Below are 16,050 nucleotides of genomic sequence, written 5' to 3' on the forward strand. Positions count from 1 at the left end.
AGACATGTTCGATTTCGACAGTATCATCGAGCGTAAAAGCGATAAGTGCCGTAAGTGGGATCACTCCTTCGTCAGCTCGCGCTTTGGCGCGGTGCCAGAAGATTTTATCCCTTTGTGGATCGCCGATATGGATTTTACCTCACCGCCGGCGGTAATTGACGGATTTCAGCGGATCGTGAGCCACGGAACGTTCGGCTACACCTACTGTTTCGACCAGTTTTACGATGCTGTTGTGGGCTTTCAGCGTGAACGCCACCATGTCAACGTTGAACACGACTGGATAACGCTCACCTACGGCACCGTTTCTACGCTACATTATCTAGTGCAAGCCTTTTGCCAGCCGGGCGACAGCGTCATGATGAATACGCCAGTCTATGATCCTTTCGCCATGGCAACGCAGCGACAGGGGGTTACGGTACTGGCGAATCCGCTCCAGATCACGGATAACCGCTATCAGCTGGATTTTTCGCTGGTTGAATCACAGTTGAAAACTCACAGGCCTAAGCTGTGGTTATTTTGCTCGCCACATAACCCATCGGGAAGAATCTGGACACTGGCTGAAATACGTCAGGTGTCCGAGCTCTGTCAGCGCTACGGCGTTATTCTGGTGGTCGATGAAGTGCACGCCGAGCATCTGCTGGAAGGCAAATTTACCAGTTGCCTGGCTTCGGGTGCAGCGACGCAGGATAACCTGATCCTACTCACCTCACCCAATAAAGCGTTTAACCTCGGCGGACTGAAAACCTCGTATGCCATCATTCCAAACGACACTTTGCGACAACGATTCCGCCAACAATTGGAAAGGAACTCGATCACATCCCCTAATATGTTTGGAGTATGGGGGATTATTCTGGCTTACCAGCATGGGCTACCGTGGCTGGATGCGCTGAATGGCTATTTGCGGAGCAACTCCCACTACCTCGCCGACGCAATTCAAACTCATTTCCCAGACTGGAAAATGATGATGCCCGAATCATCCTATCTGGCATGGATTGACGTTAGCGGCGGTGGCAGCATGGCAACCGAGGTCGTCAACCATTTTGCTCATCACGCGGGCGTGATTATTGAAGATGGAAGCCACTACGTACAGGACGGTGAGCGCTTTATCCGTATCAACTTCGGCACACAGCGATATTGGCTGGAGCAGGCAATCGAAAGGATGCGAAAAGCGCCTTAACTTTCCCGGCAGGTCGATTGCTGACCTGCCGGACAAAACTATGGACTTACGTTATGTCAGAAACATATATGCGCTGATAAAATCAGCCGCACCTGATATTCCTGAGCATATAAAAATTAAGTAAGTCGCCATTAATAAATACACGAATACATTAATTCACAAATAATATATCCAAATTATTTATCTAATTCAAATTATTTATGGTGAGGTTTTTAAATGAGTAGCCCTAATATTTTACTAACACGCATTGATAACCGATTAGTGCATGGCCAGGTTGGCGTAACCTGGACGTCAACAATTGGTGCAAACCTGCTGGTCGTGGTGGATGACGAAGTCGCCAGGGATGATATTCAGCAAAAACTGATGGGGATTACCGCCGAAACCTATGGTTTTGGTATCCGTTTCTTCTCGATAGAAAAAACCATCAACGTTATCAGTAAGGCGGCGCCGCATCAGAAAATTTTTCTGATCTGCCGGACGCCTCATACGGTCAGAAAGCTGCTTGAAGGAGGCGTCACGCTCAACGATGTCAATGTCGGAAATATGCATTTTTCTGAAGGGAAAAAACAGATTAGTAGCAAAGTCTATGTTAATGACCAGGACTTGGCCGACCTGCGATTTATTAAGCAGCAAGGCGTAAATATATTTATTCAGGATGTACCGGGAGATCAAAAAGAACAAATTGCTGACTAAATAGAAAGATCCGTTTTCATACTAAAAGGATTTATATTTTTCGAGGTATAAAATGCATGAGATAACACTTGTACAAGGTATATCCCTGGCTGCATTAGTCTTCGTATTGGGGATCGACTTTTGGCTGGAAGCCCTATTTTTGTTCAGGCCCATTATCGTATGTACGCTAACCGGTGCAATTCTCGGTGATATTCATATTGGCCTCATCACCGGTGGTTTGACCGAGCTGGCATTTGCTGGCCTAACGCCAGCGGGCGGCGTACAGCCACCCAATCCAATAATGGCCGGTTTAATGACCACTGTTATCGCATGGTCTACCGGCGTGGATGCCAAAACAGCCATCGGTCTTGGTTTGCCCTTCAGCCTTCTAATGCAATACGTAATATTGTTCTTTTACTCAGCATTCTCTCTGTTTATGGCAAAAGCCGATAACTGTGCGAGAGAAGCAAACACAAGCGCATTTACGCGTCTGAACTGGCTGACAACACTGATTGTTGCTTCTTCATACGCCATCATCGCCTTCCTGTGTACGTATCTGGCACAGGGCGCTATGCAGTCACTGGTAAAAGCCATGCCCGCCTGGTTAACACATGGATTTGAAGTGGCGGGGGGCATTTTGCCTGCTGTTGGTTTTGGTTTGTTGCTCCGCGTGATGTTTAAAGCACAGTACATACCTTACCTGATTGCTGGCTTCCTCTTCGTCTGCTACATCCAGGTTAACAACCTACTGCCCGTCGCCGTATTGGGCGCAGGCTTCGCCGTATATGAATTTTTCAATGCGAAAGCCAAACAGCAGGCTCAACTTGCCACTAATAAAAACAATGAAGAAGAGGACTATAGCAATGGGATCTGAAATCAGTAAAAAAGACATTACTCGCCTTGGCTTTCGCTCGTCATTTCTTCAGGCCAGCTTTAACTATGAAAGGATGCAGGCAGGTGGTTTTACCTGGGCTATGCTCCCGGTACTAAAAAAAATTTATAAGGATGATAAAGCCGGTCTAAGCGCGGCGATGAAAGACCATTTAGAATTTATCAATACCCATCCTAATCTGGTCGGTTTTCTAATGGGATTATTGATCTCAATGGAAGAAAAGAGGGAAAACCGCGACACAATTAAAGGCTTGAAAGTGGCGCTATTTGGACCTATCGCCGGGATCGGCGATGCCATTTTCTGGTTCACCTTACTGCCTATTATGGCGGGGATCTGTTCATCTTTCGCCAGCCAGGGAAACATACTGGGACCAATTTTGTTTTTCGCCGTTTATTTGATGATCTTTTTCTTGCGCGTCGGCTGGACGCATGTCGGTTACTCGGTAGGTGTTAAAGCTATCGACAAAGTACGAGAAAATTCGCAGATGATCGCCCGCTCAGCAACGATCCTCGGGATCACAGTTATTGGCGGGCTTATCGCATCCTATGTGCACATTAACGTTGTAACTTCTTTTGCAATCGACAGTACCCACAGCGTGGCATTACAGCAGGATTTTTTCGACAAAGTATTCCCGAATATTTTACCGATGGGCTACACGTTACTGATGTACTACCTGTTGCGGGTGAAAAAAGCACATCCAGTACTGAGAGATCCCCTCATAATTTCCCCAAAGCGTAACCATGTGTGAATAAATTTTGAGCTAGTAGGGTTGCAGCCACGAGTAAGTCTTCCCTTGTTATTGTGTAGCCAGAATGCCGCAAAACTTCCATGCCTAAGCGAACTGTTGAGAGTACGTTTCGATTTCTGACTGTGTTAGCCTGGAAGTGCTTGTCCCAACCTTGTTTCTGAGCATGAACGCCCGCAAGCCAACATGTTAGTTGAAGCATCAGGGCGATTAGCAGCATGATATCAAAACGCTCTGAGCTGCTCGTTCGGCTATGGCGTAGGCCTAGTCCGTAGGCAGGACTTTTCAAGTCTCGGAAGGTTTCTTCAATCTGCATTCGCTTCGAATAGATATTAACAAGTTGTTTGGGTGTTCGAATTTCAACAGGTAAGTTAGTTGCTAGAACCCATGGCTCCTTTGCCGACGCTGAGTAGATTTTAGGTGACGGGTGGTGACAATGAGTCCGTGTCGAGCGCTGATTTTTTCGGCCTTTAGAGCGAGATTTATACAATAGAATTTGGCATGAGATTGGATTGCTTTTAGTCAGCCTCTTATAGCCTAAAGTCTTTGAGTGACTAGATGACATATCATGTAAGTTGCTGATAGGTTTCCAGTTTTCCGCTCCTAGGTCTGCATATTGTACTTTTCCTCTTACTCGACTTAACCAGTACCAACCCAGCTTCTCAACGGATTTATACCATGGCACTTTAAAGCCAGCATCACTGACAATGAGCGGTGTGGTGTTACTCGGTAGAATGCTCGCAAGGTCGGCTAGAAATTGGTCATGAGCTTTCTTTGAACATTGCTCTGAAAGCGGGAACGCTTTCTCATAAAGAGTAACAGAACGACCGTGTAGTGCGACTGAAGCTCGCAATACCATAAGTCGTTTTTGCTCACGAATATCAGACCAGTCAACAAGTACAATGGGCATCGTATTGCCCGAACAGATAAAGCTAGCATGCCAACGGTATACAGCGAGTCGCTCTTTGTGGAGGTGACGATTACCTAACAATCGGTCGATTCGTTTGATGTTATGTTTTGTTCTCGCTTTGGTTGGCAGGTTACGGCCAAGTTCGGTAAGAGTGAGAGTTTTACAGTCAAGTAATGCGTGGCAAGCCAACGTTAAGCTGTTGAGTCGTTTTAAGTGTAATTCGGGGCAGAATTGGTAAAGAGAGTCGTGTAAAATATCGAGTTCGCACATCTTGTTGTCTGATTATTGATTTTTCGCGAAACCATTTGATCATATGACAAGATGTGTATCCACCTTAACTTAATGATTTTTACCAAAATCATTAGGGGATTCATCAGCATCCAGTACTGTTAATCGGCGTGACGTTTGTACTGTCAATTATCTCTTCAGCACTCGGCATACTTTAAACGAAATAAGGGTGAAGCAGCCTGCAACACCCTACTTCAAAAGGACTCGAAAAATGCAATATATTCAGTATTGCGACAATTATGACGTATTGAGCGATCGCGCCAGCGAACAGTTAATTACGCTGATACAGAATAAACCTGATGCAACCATCTGTCTGGCAACAGGAGGCACCCCCCTTCTCACATATCGCTACTTTGTCGAGAAAATTAACCAACGTAATATCGATTTTAATCGAGTGGTTTTCGTGAAATTGGATGAGTGGGTCGGTATTCCGTTGAACTCTCCTGCAACGTGTGAATCTTTCCTGCAACAACACATCGCTCAACCGCTGGGTTTACGAGCTGAACAGTTGGTTGGTTTTCAATCTGAAAATGTTAACGAGCAGGAATGCGAGCGCATCACAGAGATTATTGCCAGCCGAGGCGGCCTCGATTTATGTCTGCTCGGAATAGGCAAAAATGGCCATTTGGGATTGAATGAACCCACAGAGCTCCTGGAGCCGTTTTGCCATATCAGCGTACTTGAGGAGAAAACGCGCCATCATGACATGTTAAAAACAGCTGGTAGTCGTGTGACTCACGGCATTACGCTGGGATTGAAAGACATCCTGAATGCAAAAGAGATTTTGTTGCTGATAGCAGGTGAAGGGAAGCACGATGCGGTAGAAAAATACCTAGCCGCCTCCGTTACTACTACTATTCCTGCTTCATTTTTATGGTTGCACCGCAATGTCAGTTGCCTGATTGACGGCTCACAATATCCTGATAAATAAAATTTACAGCAACCGCCACATCCCCCTGACGCAGCAACGCGTTGCAGTTTGCCTTTTAACTGCAACGCTTTCAGCGATTTCTTCCGACATTTCTTCCGACATTTCTTCCGACATTTCTTCCGACAAGCCGGTGATTAATCCAGGCCTTCTTACTCCCCCTGCTGTTCCAGCGCGTACTTATACAGCGCATTCTTCTTCACGCCGTGGATCTCAGCGGCCAGTGCGGCGGCCTTTTTCAGCGGCAGCTCTGCCTGCAATAAGGCCAACGTACGCAGCGCATCAGCCGGAAGGTCGTCTTCTTGCGCTTTGTGTCCTTCGACAATCAGCACCATTTCGCCTTTACGACGGTTTTCATCTTCCTTGACCCACGCCAGCAGTTCGCCGACCGGCGCACCGTGAATGGTTTCCCAGGTTTTGGTCAACTCACGCGCCAACACCACGTAGCGGGATTCGCCCCAGACGGCAACCATGTCTTCCAGGCTATCCAGCAAACGGTGGGTGGATTCATAAAAAATAAGCGTACGCGGTTCAGCCTCAATGGCTTTCATCGCATCACGACGCCCTTTCGATTTGGCAGGCAGAAAACCTTCATAGCAAAAGCGGTCTGAAGGCAGACCTGCAGCGCTCAGGGCAGCAATCGCCGCGCAAGGGCCTGGCAGGGGAACAACGCGGATCCCTGCTTCGCGACAGGTCCGTACCAGATGGTAGCCAGGATCGTTAATCAGCGGCGTTCCGGCATCGGAAACCAGCGCAATGTTTTGCCCTTCTTTAAGCTTCGCCACCAGCGTTTCGGCCTTTTGTTGCTCGTTGTGATCATGTAAAGCGAACAAACGCGCGTTAATCGCGAAGTGTTGTAACAAGAGTCCTGTATGACGAGTGTCTTCAGCGGCAATCAAATCAACGGCTTGTAAAACTTCGAGCGCTCGTTGGGTAATATCAGCCAAATTTCCTATAGGAGTAGGTACAATAAAGAGTTGGCCTTGAGAATTATCCGCCGATTCGTGTTGTTTCATTGTGTCGTCCGTATTGCCGATTTAATATTGAGCATTGAGTAAAAAAATATCACTGGATACAGTATGGTACCCTCAACATTTTCTCGTTTGAAAGCCGCACGCGCGCTACCAGTCATTCTGGCTGCACTGATTTTCGCAGGCTGTGGCACCCAGGCGCCAGACCAGAGTGCAGCCCATATGCAGGGCACTGCGCAGGCTGATTCCGGCTTTTATCTGCAACAAATGCAGCAAAGCTCAGATGATAGCAAGACCAACTGGCAATTACTCGCCATTCGTGCACTGCTGAAAGAAGGCAAGAGCCAGCAGGCTTTCGAGCTGTTCAACCAGCTACCACAGAAGCTAAGCGATACCCAGCGTCGTGAGCAGTCACTGCTGGCCGTCGAAATTAAGCTCGCGCAGAAAGATGTCGCTGGCGCACAGGCCCTGCTGGATAAGCTAACCCCCGCCGATTTTGATCAAAACCAGCAGGCGAGATACTGGCAGGCGCAAATCGACGTCAACCAGGGTCGTCCATCGCTGACGCTACTGCGCGCCCTGATCGCCCAGGAACCGCTGCTGGCCGCGAACGCTAAGCAGAAAAACATGGATGCCACCTGGCAGGCTCTGTCATCCATGACCCAGGAGCAAGCGCAGGCGTTGGTCATCAATGCGGATGAAAACGTGCTGCAAGGCTGGTTAGATCTCCAGCGCGTCTGGTTCGATAACCGTAACGATCCAGACATGATGAAAGCCGGTATTGCTGACTGGCAGAAACGTTATCCACAAAACCCGGGGGCAAAACTGTTGCCAACGCAGTTGGTTAACGTGCAGAGCTTTAAACCCGCTTCCACCAGCAAAATTGCTCTGCTGCTGCCGCTGAACGGTCAGGCCGCTGTATTTGGCCGTACTATTCAGCAAGGCTTTGAAGCTGCGAAAAATATGGGTACTCAACCCGTAGCGGCCCCTGCTGTTGCCGCGCCTGCTGCGGATACAGCGGCTGCGACGACCACGGAACAGCCGCAAACGACTGACGGTGTTGCCAGCCCGGCTCAGGCGTCAGTAAGCGATCTGACCAACGAGACGCCAGCACAGCCAGAAGCTACAGCTCCACAACCAACAGCGCCTGCACAGCCAACAACCGCCAGCGCACCAGCGAATCCGTCCGCGGAGCTGAAAATCTACGACACGTCATCACAGCCGCTGAATCAGATCCTGACTCAGGTTCAGCAGGATGGCGCCAGCATAGTGGTTGGCCCACTGTTGAAGAACAATGTTGAAGAGCTGATGAAAAGCAACACGCCATTAAACGTCCTGGCGCTTAATCAGCCGGAGTCGGTGAAAAACCTGCCGAACGTCTGCTACTTCGCTCTGTCGCCAGAAGATGAAGCGCGCGACGCAGCACGCCACATTCGCGATCAAGGAAAACAGACGCCGCTGTTGTTGATCCCGCGGAGTTCGTTAGGCGATCGCGTTGCCAACGCCTTTGCACAGGAGTGGCAAAAACTGGGTGGCGGCGTGGTGCTGCAGCAGAAGTTCGGCTCCACCGCTGAGCTGAAAATGGGCGTCAACGGCGGCTCGGGGATTTCCCTGACGGGCAGCCCGGTGGCCTCTTCTGTACCCGCGCAGCCTGGCGTGACGATTGGCGGTCTGACCATTCCGGCAGCACCTACCGATGCGCAAATCACCGGCGGCAGCGGTCGTGTTGATGCCGTATATATTCTGGCAACGCCGGAAGAAATTGCATTTATAAAGCCGATGATCGCCATGCGCAACGGTAGCCAGAGCGGTGCCACGCTGTACGCCAGCTCCCGTAGCGCGCAGGGAACTGCCGGCCCGGATTTCCGTCTGGAGATGGAAGGCTTGCAGTACAGCGAAATTCCGATGCTGGCAGGCGCTAACGCCCCTCTCATGCAGCAGGCGCTGGGCGCGGTTCGTAACGACTACTCGCTGGCACGTATGTACGCGATGGGCGTCGATGCCTGGTCGCTTGCCAACCACTTCTCGCAAATGCGTCAGGTGCAGGGTTTCGAAATTAACGGCAACACCGGAGCCTTAACCGCAACGCAGGATTGTGTGATTAACAGGAAGTTATCATGGCTCAAATACCAGCAAGGACAAGTCGTCCCCGCCAGTTAACGAGTAAACAGACCGGTGACGCGTGGGAATCCACCGCGCGTGACTGGCTGCAGAGCAAGGGACTGCATTTTATCGCCGCCAACGTGCATGAGCGTGGCGGCGAAATCGACCTGATAATGCGTGAAGGCAACACCACCGTATTTGTTGAGGTTCGCTATCGGCGCTCAGCCCAGTTTGGCGGTGCAGCGGCGAGTGTGACCCGGAGCAAACAACACAAATTATTACAGACTGCCCGCTTGTGGCTTGCGCGCCACAATGGAAGTTTTGATACTGTGGATTGCCGGTTCGATGTGTTAGCCTTCACCGGAAATGATGTTGAGTGGTTTAAGGACGCGTTCAACGACCGCTCATAGTTGAAGATTCAGAGCCTGGTTCTTAAGGATTAGCGTGTTAGATAGAATTAAAGTCTGCTTTACAGAAAGCATTCAAACTCAGATAGCTGCGGCTGAAGCACTTCCGGATGCGATCTCCCGTGCAGCCATGACGCTGGTTCAGTCCCTGCTCAATGGCAACAAAATTCTCTGTTGTGGTAATGGGACGTCCGCTGCCAACGCACAGCATTTTGCTGCCAGCATGATCAATCGTTTTGAAACAGAGCGCCCAAGTTTACCTGCGATTGCACTAAATACTGATAATGTGGTCTTAACTGCGATTGCCAACGATCGCCTGCACGACGAAGTTTATGCAAAACAAGTCCGTGCGCTGGGACATGCAGGTGATGTTCTACTGGCAATCTCTACGCGTGGTAATAGCCGCGATATCGTAAAAGCCGTTGAAGCCGCCGTGACACGCGACATGACAATTGTCGCACTGACCGGGTATGACGGAGGGGAGCTGGCCGGGTTACTGGGGCCGCAGGATGTTGAAATCCGTATCCCTTCACACCACAGCGCCCGCGTTCAGGAAATGCATATGCTGACGGTCAACTGCCTTTGCGATCTCATCGATAACACGCTTTTCCCTCACCAGGATGATTAAGGAGTACACATGAAGGCATTTTCGCCGCTTGCTGTGATTATCGCTGCCCTGCTACTGCAAGGCTGTGTCGCTGCCGCCGTTGTCGGAACTGCTGCTGTCGGCACCAAAGCCGCGACGGATCCTCGCAGTGTAGGCACCCAGGTAGATGACGGAACCCTGGAATTACGCGTCAATACCGCGTTGTCGAAAGATGCCCAGATCAAGAAAGAGGCGCGTATCAACGTGAGCGCGTATCAGGGTAAAGTGCTGCTGGTCGGTCAGTCGCCAAATAGCGAACTGTCTGCGCGGGCAAAACAGATTGCGATGGGCGTAGAAGGTACTACTGAGGTCTTTAACGAGATCCGTCAGGGTCAGCCAATCGGCCTGGGCGATGCGTCTAACGATACCTGGATAACCACTAAAGTACGTTCCCAGTTGCTGACCAGCGATCAGGTGAAATCCTCTAACGTGAAAGTCACCACCGAAAACGGGGAAGTGTTTCTGTTGGGTCTGGTAACTGAACGTGAAGCGAAGGCTGCGGCAGACATCGCCAGCCGGGTAAGCGGCGTGAAACGCGTCACGACGGCTTTTACGTTTATTAAGTAAGACTGCTACAAATGCCGGATGGCGACGCCAGAGCGTCCTCTCCGGCATTTTATTTGGCTCTTTCGCGCAGTTCGGAAGAGGTCAGGATCGAAACGCCTTCATGTCCAGGCGCCAGTGCCTCCGCCAGCATAGCCCGGGCTACATCACGCGCCTCAATAGACTTCCAGTTCCCCGGCAGCAGCTGAAATAACGGCGCTAAAAACCTCTCATTCGCCCGCTGTTTATCCCGTTCTCCGAGTAACATTGAAGGCCGAACAATCGTCAGCCGCGGCCAATTTTGCGCGATCAGCGCCTGCTCCATTTCCCCTTTCACCCGGTTATAAAAAAACGGTGAATTGGCATTGGCACCCATCGAACTGACCACCAGCATATGCTGAGCGCCCAACCGACGCCCCGTCAGGGCCGTGTCCACCACCAGCGTATAGTCAGCATGGATAAACGCTTCTTTGCTACCCGCTTCACGCCGGGTGGTTCCCAGACAACAAAAGACAATATCTACCGGATCGGTGACCTGCGCCAGCGCATCAGTTAGCTGCGGATCATAGGGATTATAGACGCCAGCCGTATCAGCCAGCGGTCGACGCGTCGGCGCCGTGATGGCATTGACCCGGGGTTCATTGAGCAGCATACGCAGCAAATTTCCGCCTACCAGCCCCGTTGCGCCTGTTATTAACACCTGACTCATCGCTAATCTTCCCCTGACTCTTTAATCACTCTATTAACTATAGATCACGTTGCCAGTGCATTTTTTTGCCAAAGCCCAGCGTGTTGTCCGTGAATTTGACTTCATCCAGTCGAATCTCCCACACGGGCGCAGGCAGCATTCTGGCGACCGGGAAACGGCGGTTGTAGGCGTTACGCGCGGCTTCACTCTCCTGCCCTTCAAGACGCCGGATTTCCCCTTTAAACTGTACGCCACGAATCAGGGCGACCGTTTTGGGCTGACCATTTACCGTGCCGGCAATCGGCGCGCGCGGCCCGGACATCTGCGCATGGCGCGTTTTTTCTTCGGTCAGCACATAGAACACCATCTTCTGCGCATCAAACAGGTAAAACGCATTGGCGCACCATAATTCACCGTCATGATGTACACACCAGGTCACGACGTGCTGCTTTGCCAGCCAGCGGGTCACCGCAGTCAGTGTTTCCATTTCTGTTCTCTTTTATACTGTAGGCCTGAAAATTATCACGTCGATGGTGACAATGACACCCTGGTATCTGTACCTGATCCGTACTGCGGACAACGCCTTATACACCGGAATAACCACCGATGTGCAGCGCCGCTATAAGCAGCATCAAAGTGGGAAAGGCGCGAAGGCGCTGCGCGGAAAGGGGGAACTCACGTTGGCATTTGCGGCTCAGGTCGGCGACCGTTCGCTGGCCCTGCGCTTAGAATATCGCGTCAAACAGCTTACAAAGCGGCAGAAAGAGCGCCTTGTTGAAGGCGAAGGGCTTGAGGCACTACTGAGCAGCCTGCAAACCCCCGGCGCTTAAAAACGATTGAAGTAGTCGTGGTATTCCACAAGGCCCGTCACACCCTCCAGCGCATCGTCCGCCAGGCGATGAACCTGGAACGCGCTTTCGGTACCCGGCCAGCGGCAACGCAGGTCATGATGGGCAGCCAGCTCAAAACCAAAGCGGCTGTACAGCGCCGGATCGCCCAGCGTAACCACCGCGGCGTAACCAAACTCGTTCAGGGAATCGAGTCCTTCATAGACCAGCTGACGCGCCAGGCCCTGCCCACGGTAGTTTTCATCCACCGCGAGCGGTGCCATGCCTACCCATTGCAGGTCTTCGCCCTGGACATCGACAGGGCTGAACGCGACGTAACCCACTACCTGACCTTCGTCATCGGTAGCAACCAGACCCAGCGTTATGAAACCGTCTTCACGCAGGTCGTGCACTAATTTCGCTTCCGCATCGCTCTCAAATGAACGACGCAGCAATGCATCAATACCTGGGGCATCAATGGGAATTTCAACTCGAATCAGCATGGCTCACCTACCGAAGTCTGTTTGGTTTCTGGCGACGTTTTCATTCCCGCCTCAACAAAATCCGCCAACTGCATCAGCATGACGCGCAACGCTTTAGGCATCTGATCCAGTTCGATGGCGTCCATCAGATTTTTAACATACAGCCCTAATTCTGTATCACCTTCAATCACCAGGCGACGCTGGAAGAACAGCGTATCCGGATCCTGCTTACGCGCCGCGATCATCAGGAGATCGCTGGCATCCGCGCTAAAACTCACATCCGCCTCTGCATTCTGGCTGACGATAAGTTTATCGTTCTCAACAGAGGTATACCATTTAAGGCCAATGTCACGCACATGAATGCTCAGCCAGCGACCGTCGAGAAACTCCAGCTCCCCATCGGCCAGCGCCTGACTAAACTGCCAGCTCAGGACCTGCTCCAGAACCTGGCGCTTCAGCGCAAAGGGCGTCAGTTTAACCGGTACACTCATCAGAGAAGGACCAAAATGTACTAAGCGTGAACGCAGTTTATCCAACACGAGCTTTACTCCCTGTTTCAATTATCCTGCTATTTTGCCATATCAAATAAACGACATAGCGGCATAAATCAACAATTCGCTACGAAATTGTTACCTCTTATTGGTATCACCAATACGACTTTAACTGCCTCAAATCAAAAATTGTCTCAGCAAGGTTAACTAAAATCCCTCTTCGTTAACATTTCTGCGCCCTTTACGGCGCAACGTTCAGGATAAATTATGGAGCTGCTCTGCCCTGCCGGAAACCTCCCGGCGCTTAAGGCGGCCATCGAGAACGGCGCTGATGCGGTCTACATCGGGCTGAAAGATGATACCAACGCCCGTCATTTCGCCGGCCTTAATTTTACCGAGAAAAAATTGCAGGAAGCGGTGAGTTTTGTCCATCAGCACCGCCGTAAGCTGCACATCGCGATTAACACCTTTGCGCATCCGGATGGTTACGCGCGCTGGCAACGTGCCGTAGATATGGCGGCGCAACTGGGTGCGGATGCGCTGATCCTCGCCGACCTCGCCATGCTTGAGTATGCCGCAGAGCGCTACCCGCATATTGAGCGTCATGTCTCTGTTCAGGCATCCGCAACCAATGAAGAGGCGATTAATTTCTATCATCGCAACTTTGATGTCGCCCGCGTGGTACTGCCGCGCGTACTGTCTATTCACCAGGTGAAGCAGCTCGCTCGCGTCACGCCAGTTCCCCTGGAAGTGTTCGCCTTTGGCAGTCTGTGCATTATGGCGGAAGGCCGCTGCTATCTTTCATCCTATCTGACGGGCGAGTCTCCTAATACGGTTGGCGCCTGCTCTCCTGCCCGTTTTGTTCGCTGGCAGCAGACCCAACAAGGGCTGGAATCCCGTCTTAATGAAGTGCTGATCGACCGCTATCAGGACGGAGAAAACGCCGGTTATCCGACGCTGTGTAAAGGCCGCTATCTGGTTGATGGCGAGCGCTATCATGCGCTGGAAGAACCCACCAGCCTGAATACGCTGGAGCTGCTGCCAGAACTGCTGGCGGCCAATATTGCCTCGGTGAAAATCGAAGGGCGTCAGCGTAGCCCGGCCTACGTCAGCCAGGTGGCGAAAGTGTGGCGCCAGGCGATCGACCGCTGTATGGCCGACCCGCAAAACTACGCCCCACAGGCCGCGTGGATGGAAACGCTCGGTTCAATGTCCGAAGGCACGCAGACCACGCTTGGCGCGTATCACCGTAAATGGCAGTGAGAGAAGCAATGAAATATTCCTTAGGGCCGGTGCTGTGGTACTGGCCGAAAGAAACGCTGGAAGATTTTTATCAGCAGGCCGCCACCAGCCAGGCCGACGTTATCTATCTTGGCGAAGCGGTGTGCAGTAAACGCCGCGCTACCAAAGTAGGCGACTGGATCGATATGGCGAAATCGCTCGCTGGCAGCGGTAAACAGGTGGTGCTGTCAACGCTGGCGCTGGTGCAGGCCTCCTCTGAGCTGGGAGAACTGAAGCGCTATGTCGAAAACGGCGACTTCCTGCTGGAAGCCAGCGATCTCGGCGTGGTAAACATGTGTGCCGAGCGTAAGCTGCCGTTTGTCGCCGGGCATGCGCTCAACTGCTACAACGCGGTAACCCTGCGTTTGCTGCTCAGGCAGGGCATGGTGCGCTGGTGTATGCCGGTAGAACTGTCCCGTGACTGGCTGGTCAATCTGCTTAACCAGTGTGAAGAGCTGGGTATTCGCAATCAGTTTGAAGTAGAGGTACTGAGCTACGGGCATCTGCCGCTGGCGTACTCTGCCCGCTGCTTTACCGCACGCTCTGAAGACCGTCCAAAAGACGAGTGTGAAACCTGCTGCATCAAATACCCGAATGGGCGCGATGTGCTGTCGCAGGAGAATCAGCAGGTCTTTGTCCTCAACGGCATCCAGACTATGAGCGGCTATGTTTACAACCTCGGCAACGAGTTGACATCGATGCAGGGTCTGGTTGATATTGTGCGTCTGTCCCCTTCAGGCAACGACACGTTCGCCATGCTTGATGCCTTCCGCGCCAATGAAAATGGCACTGCCCCATTGCCGCTTGCTGCCCACAGCGACTGCAACGGCTACTGGAAACGGCTGGCAGGTCTTGAACTACAGCCGTGATTAATAGCTCACTTTGTTAACAACATTCGCTAATCTTTAATGCAGTATTAAAAGATTAACCGGTAACAAAGTGAGCCGTTATGACTGACAAAACTATTCCGTTCTCGGTGCTGGATCTGGCGCCGATCCCTGAAGGATCTTCGGCAAAAGAGGCCTTCACACACTCGCTTGATCTCGCTCGACTGGCCGAAAAGCGCGGCTACCACCGCTACTGGCTGGCAGAACATCACAACATGACCGGCATCGCCAGCGCGGCGACCTCTGTGCTGATTGGCTATCTGGCTGCCAATACCACCACGCTGCATCTTGGTTCTGGCGGCGTTATGCTGCCCAACCATTCGCCGCTGGTGATCGCCGAGCAGTTCGGTACCCTGAATACGCTGTATCCGGGGCGAATCGATCTCGGGCTTGGCCGCGCGCCGGGTAGCGACCAGCCGACCATGCGCGCGTTGCGCCGCCATATGAGTGGTGATATCGATAACTTCCCGCGCGACGTAGCTGAACTGGTGGACTGGTTCGACGCCCGCGATCCAAATCCTCATGTACGCCCGGTTCCCGGCTACGGCGAGCAGATCCCGGTCTGGTTATTAGGCTCCAGCCTGTACAGCGCACAGCTGGCAGCCCAGCTCGGCCTGCCATTTGCCTTCGCCTCGCACTTTGCTCCGGATATGTTGCATCAGGCGCTGCATCTGTATCGCACCCAGTTCAAGCCCTCAGCGCGTCTGGCAAAGCCGTATGCGATGGTGTGCATCAACATCATTGCCGCCGACAGCAACCGCGATGCCGAATTTCTTTTCACCTCAATGCAGCAGGCGTTTGTGAAACTGCGTCGTGGCGAAACCGGCCAGCTACCGCCACCGGTAGAGAATATGCATCAGCTGTGGTCCGCTTCCGAGCAGTACGGCGTACAACAGGCTCTGAGCATGTCGCTGGTTGGTGATAAGGCGAAAGTGCGACACGGTCTCGACGCCATTTTGCGTGAAACCCAGGCCGATGAAATTATGGTTAACGGCCAGATTTTTGATCATCAGGCACGGCTACATTCGTTTGACCTGGCGATGCAGGTGAAAGAAGAGTTGGTGGGGTAATCGTTGTTTTGCCCGGTGGCGCTTCGCTTACCGGGCTTACGA

Annotated in this window: 18 protein-coding genes and 1 pseudogene; 13 read left to right on the top strand and 6 right to left on the bottom strand. The window is 51.8% G+C overall.

From position 1 onward, the window contains the following. Window positions 1–4 precede the first annotated feature (4 nt). The 4 genes from GPJ68_RS22070 (at window position 5) to agaD (ending at window position 3,489) form a co-directional block, all read left to right on the top strand. Window positions 5–1,177 (top strand): MalY/PatB family protein, encoded by a 1,173-nt coding sequence (locus GPJ68_RS22070; RefSeq protein WP_104651716.1) that lies wholly within the window; start codon window positions 5–7, stop codon window positions 1,175–1,177. Window positions 1,178–1,393: 216 nt separating this feature from the next. Next, complete coding sequence (agaB, locus tag GPJ68_RS22075) at window positions 1,394–1,870, top strand: PTS galactosamine transporter subunit IIB (protein ID WP_075848838.1); 477 nt, start codon at window positions 1,394–1,396, stop codon at window positions 1,868–1,870. Window positions 1,871–1,922: 52 nt separating this feature from the next. Further along, a complete protein-coding gene (agaC, locus tag GPJ68_RS22080) occupies window positions 1,923–2,723 on the top strand; it encodes a PTS galactosamine transporter subunit IIC (RefSeq protein ID WP_104651717.1) in 801 nt (266 codons plus the stop codon). Then, complete coding sequence (gene agaD / locus GPJ68_RS22085) at window positions 2,713–3,489, top strand: PTS galactosamine transporter subunit IID (RefSeq protein WP_180837004.1); 777 nt, start codon at window positions 2,713–2,715, stop codon at window positions 3,487–3,489. Before agaC ends, agaD begins: the two co-directional genes overlap by 11 nt. On the opposite strand, the gene GPJ68_RS22090 is transcribed toward agaD, so the two are convergent. After that, entirely contained in the window at window positions 3,458–4,666 is a 1,209-nt protein-coding gene (locus tag GPJ68_RS22090; protein WP_001339197.1) for an IS4-like element ISVsa5 family transposase, read from the bottom strand. The two genes, agaD and GPJ68_RS22090, sit on opposite strands and share 32 nt — an antisense overlap. Before the next feature lie 229 nt (window positions 4,667–4,895). Here GPJ68_RS22090 and GPJ68_RS22095 point away from each other — a divergent pair, with 229 nt between their 5' ends. Next, window positions 4,896–5,615, top strand: a complete 720-nt coding sequence (locus GPJ68_RS22095) for a galactosamine-6-phosphate isomerase (protein ID WP_016157559.1) — start codon at window positions 4,896–4,898, stop codon at window positions 5,613–5,615. A 149-nt stretch (window positions 5,616–5,764) separates the two neighbouring features. On the opposite strand, the gene rsmI is transcribed toward GPJ68_RS22095, so the two are convergent. Beyond that, window positions 5,765–6,628 (bottom strand): 16S rRNA (cytidine(1402)-2'-O)-methyltransferase, encoded by an 864-nt coding sequence (rsmI, locus tag GPJ68_RS22100; RefSeq protein WP_016154652.1) that lies wholly within the window; start codon window positions 6,626–6,628, stop codon window positions 5,765–5,767. 63 nt (window positions 6,629–6,691) lie between these two features. Here rsmI and GPJ68_RS22105 point away from each other — a divergent pair, with 63 nt between their 5' ends. The 4 genes from GPJ68_RS22105 to dolP are packed head-to-tail and all read left to right on the top strand — an operon-like array spanning window position 6,692 to window position 10,306. Beyond that, a complete protein-coding gene (locus tag GPJ68_RS22105; protein WP_104651718.1) occupies window positions 6,692–8,743 on the top strand; it encodes a penicillin-binding protein activator in 2,052 nt (683 codons plus the stop codon). Beyond that, entirely contained in the window at window positions 8,701–9,096 is a 396-nt protein-coding gene (locus GPJ68_RS22110; protein WP_019077774.1) for a YraN family protein, read from the top strand. Before GPJ68_RS22105 ends, GPJ68_RS22110 begins: the two co-directional genes overlap by 43 nt. 34 nt (window positions 9,097–9,130) lie before the next feature. Then, entirely contained in the window at window positions 9,131–9,721 is a 591-nt protein-coding gene (gene diaA / locus GPJ68_RS22115; protein WP_003024948.1) for a DnaA initiator-associating protein DiaA, read from the top strand. 9 nt (window positions 9,722–9,730) lie between these two features. Then, the gene (gene dolP, locus GPJ68_RS22120; protein ID WP_003024954.1) at window positions 9,731–10,306 is read left to right on the top strand and encodes a division/outer membrane stress-associated lipid-binding lipoprotein; all 576 of its coding nucleotides are present in this window, start codon (window positions 9,731–9,733) and stop codon (window positions 10,304–10,306) included. 49 nt (window positions 10,307–10,355) lie between these two features. Here the strand turns inward: dolP and GPJ68_RS22125 are convergent, their stop codons facing one another. Beyond that, on the bottom strand, window positions 10,356–10,991 hold the full coding sequence (locus GPJ68_RS22125) for an NAD(P)H-binding protein (protein WP_104651719.1): 636 nt from the start codon (window positions 10,989–10,991) through the stop codon (window positions 10,356–10,358). A gap of 37 nt (window positions 10,992–11,028) precedes the next feature. Then, on the bottom strand, window positions 11,029–11,457 hold the full coding sequence (locus tag GPJ68_RS22130; RefSeq protein ID WP_016157562.1) for a YhbP family protein: 429 nt from the start codon (window positions 11,455–11,457) through the stop codon (window positions 11,029–11,031). Between the two features lie 43 nt (window positions 11,458–11,500). On the opposite strand from GPJ68_RS22130, the pseudogene GPJ68_RS22135 reads away from it, so the two are divergent. Continuing rightward, window positions 11,501–11,810, top strand: a pseudogene (locus GPJ68_RS22135) (GIY-YIG nuclease family protein). Here GPJ68_RS22135 and GPJ68_RS22140 read toward each other — a convergent pair. Together GPJ68_RS22140 and GPJ68_RS22145 are read right to left on the bottom strand one after the other, a co-directional pair. Continuing rightward, window positions 11,797–12,300, bottom strand: coding sequence for a GNAT family N-acetyltransferase (locus GPJ68_RS22140; protein WP_016157563.1), 504 nt, complete (start codon window positions 12,298–12,300; stop codon window positions 11,797–11,799). The pseudogene GPJ68_RS22135 and the gene GPJ68_RS22140 sit on opposite strands and share 14 nt — an antisense overlap. After that, complete coding sequence (locus tag GPJ68_RS22145) at window positions 12,294–12,818, bottom strand: SCP2 domain-containing protein (RefSeq protein ID WP_016154660.1); 525 nt, start codon at window positions 12,816–12,818, stop codon at window positions 12,294–12,296. The genes GPJ68_RS22140 and GPJ68_RS22145 overlap by 7 nt, the downstream gene beginning before the upstream one ends. 219 nt (window positions 12,819–13,037) lie before the next feature. On the opposite strand from GPJ68_RS22145, the gene GPJ68_RS22150 reads away from it, so the two are divergent. The 3 genes from GPJ68_RS22150 (at window position 13,038) to GPJ68_RS22160 (ending at window position 16,008) form a co-directional block, all read left to right on the top strand. Beyond that, a complete protein-coding gene (locus GPJ68_RS22150) occupies window positions 13,038–14,033 on the top strand; it encodes a peptidase U32 family protein (protein WP_016154661.1) in 996 nt (331 codons plus the stop codon). A gap of 8 nt (window positions 14,034–14,041) precedes the next feature. Continuing rightward, window positions 14,042–14,920 carry a U32 family peptidase gene (locus GPJ68_RS22155; protein ID WP_049270845.1) on the top strand — a complete coding sequence of 293 codons (879 nt, stop codon included), beginning with the start codon at window positions 14,042–14,044 and terminating at the stop codon, window positions 14,918–14,920. Window positions 14,921–15,000: 80 nt separating this feature from the next. Continuing rightward, the gene (locus GPJ68_RS22160) at window positions 15,001–16,008 is read left to right on the top strand and encodes an LLM class flavin-dependent oxidoreductase (RefSeq protein ID WP_016154663.1); all 1,008 of its coding nucleotides are present in this window, start codon (window positions 15,001–15,003) and stop codon (window positions 16,006–16,008) included. Window positions 16,009–16,050: the final 42 nt, after the last annotated feature.

It is taken from the genome of Citrobacter sp. 172116965 (genome assembly GCF_013458095.1).
GTDB classification, from domain to species: Bacteria; Pseudomonadota; Gammaproteobacteria; order Enterobacterales; family Enterobacteriaceae; genus Citrobacter; species Citrobacter braakii.

Excerpts from the sequence above, each read along its gene's own strand:
- GPJ68_RS22105 (WP_104651718.1), top strand. The coding sequence starts at position 6,692 with ATGGTACCCTCAACATTTTCTCGTTTGAAAGCCGCACGCGCGCTACCA.
- GPJ68_RS22160 (WP_016154663.1), top strand. The coding sequence starts at position 15,001 with ATGACTGACAAAACTATTCCGTTCTCGGTGCTGGATCTGGCGCCGATC.
- dolP (WP_003024954.1), top strand. The coding sequence starts at position 9,731 with ATGAAGGCATTTTCGCCGCTTGCTGTGATTATCGCTGCCCTGCTACTG.
- agaC (WP_104651717.1), top strand. The coding sequence starts at position 1,923 with ATGCATGAGATAACACTTGTACAAGGTATATCCCTGGCTGCATTAGTC.
- agaD (WP_180837004.1), top strand. The coding sequence starts at position 2,713 with ATGGGATCTGAAATCAGTAAAAAAGACATTACTCGCCTTGGCTTTCGC.
- GPJ68_RS22150 (WP_016154661.1), top strand. The coding sequence starts at position 13,038 with ATGGAGCTGCTCTGCCCTGCCGGAAACCTCCCGGCGCTTAAGGCGGCC.
- GPJ68_RS22110 (WP_019077774.1), top strand. The coding sequence starts at position 8,701 with ATGGCTCAAATACCAGCAAGGACAAGTCGTCCCCGCCAGTTAACGAGT.
- GPJ68_RS22090 (WP_001339197.1), bottom strand. The coding sequence starts at position 4,666 with ATGTGCGAACTCGATATTTTACACGACTCTCTTTACCAATTCTGCCCC.
- rsmI (WP_016154652.1), bottom strand. The coding sequence starts at position 6,628 with ATGAAACAACACGAATCGGCGGATAATTCTCAAGGCCAACTCTTTATT.
- GPJ68_RS22155 (WP_049270845.1), top strand. The coding sequence starts at position 14,042 with ATGAAATATTCCTTAGGGCCGGTGCTGTGGTACTGGCCGAAAGAAACG.
- GPJ68_RS22095 (WP_016157559.1), top strand. The coding sequence starts at position 4,896 with ATGCAATATATTCAGTATTGCGACAATTATGACGTATTGAGCGATCGC.
- GPJ68_RS22125 (WP_104651719.1), bottom strand. The coding sequence starts at position 10,991 with ATGAGTCAGGTGTTAATAACAGGCGCAACGGGGCTGGTAGGCGGAAAT.
- GPJ68_RS22070 (WP_104651716.1), top strand. The coding sequence starts at position 5 with ATGTTCGATTTCGACAGTATCATCGAGCGTAAAAGCGATAAGTGCCGT.
- GPJ68_RS22130 (WP_016157562.1), bottom strand. The coding sequence starts at position 11,457 with ATGGAAACACTGACTGCGGTGACCCGCTGGCTGGCAAAGCAGCACGTC.
- agaB (WP_075848838.1), top strand. The coding sequence starts at position 1,394 with ATGAGTAGCCCTAATATTTTACTAACACGCATTGATAACCGATTAGTG.
- GPJ68_RS22140 (WP_016157563.1), bottom strand. The coding sequence starts at position 12,300 with ATGCTGATTCGAGTTGAAATTCCCATTGATGCCCCAGGTATTGATGCA.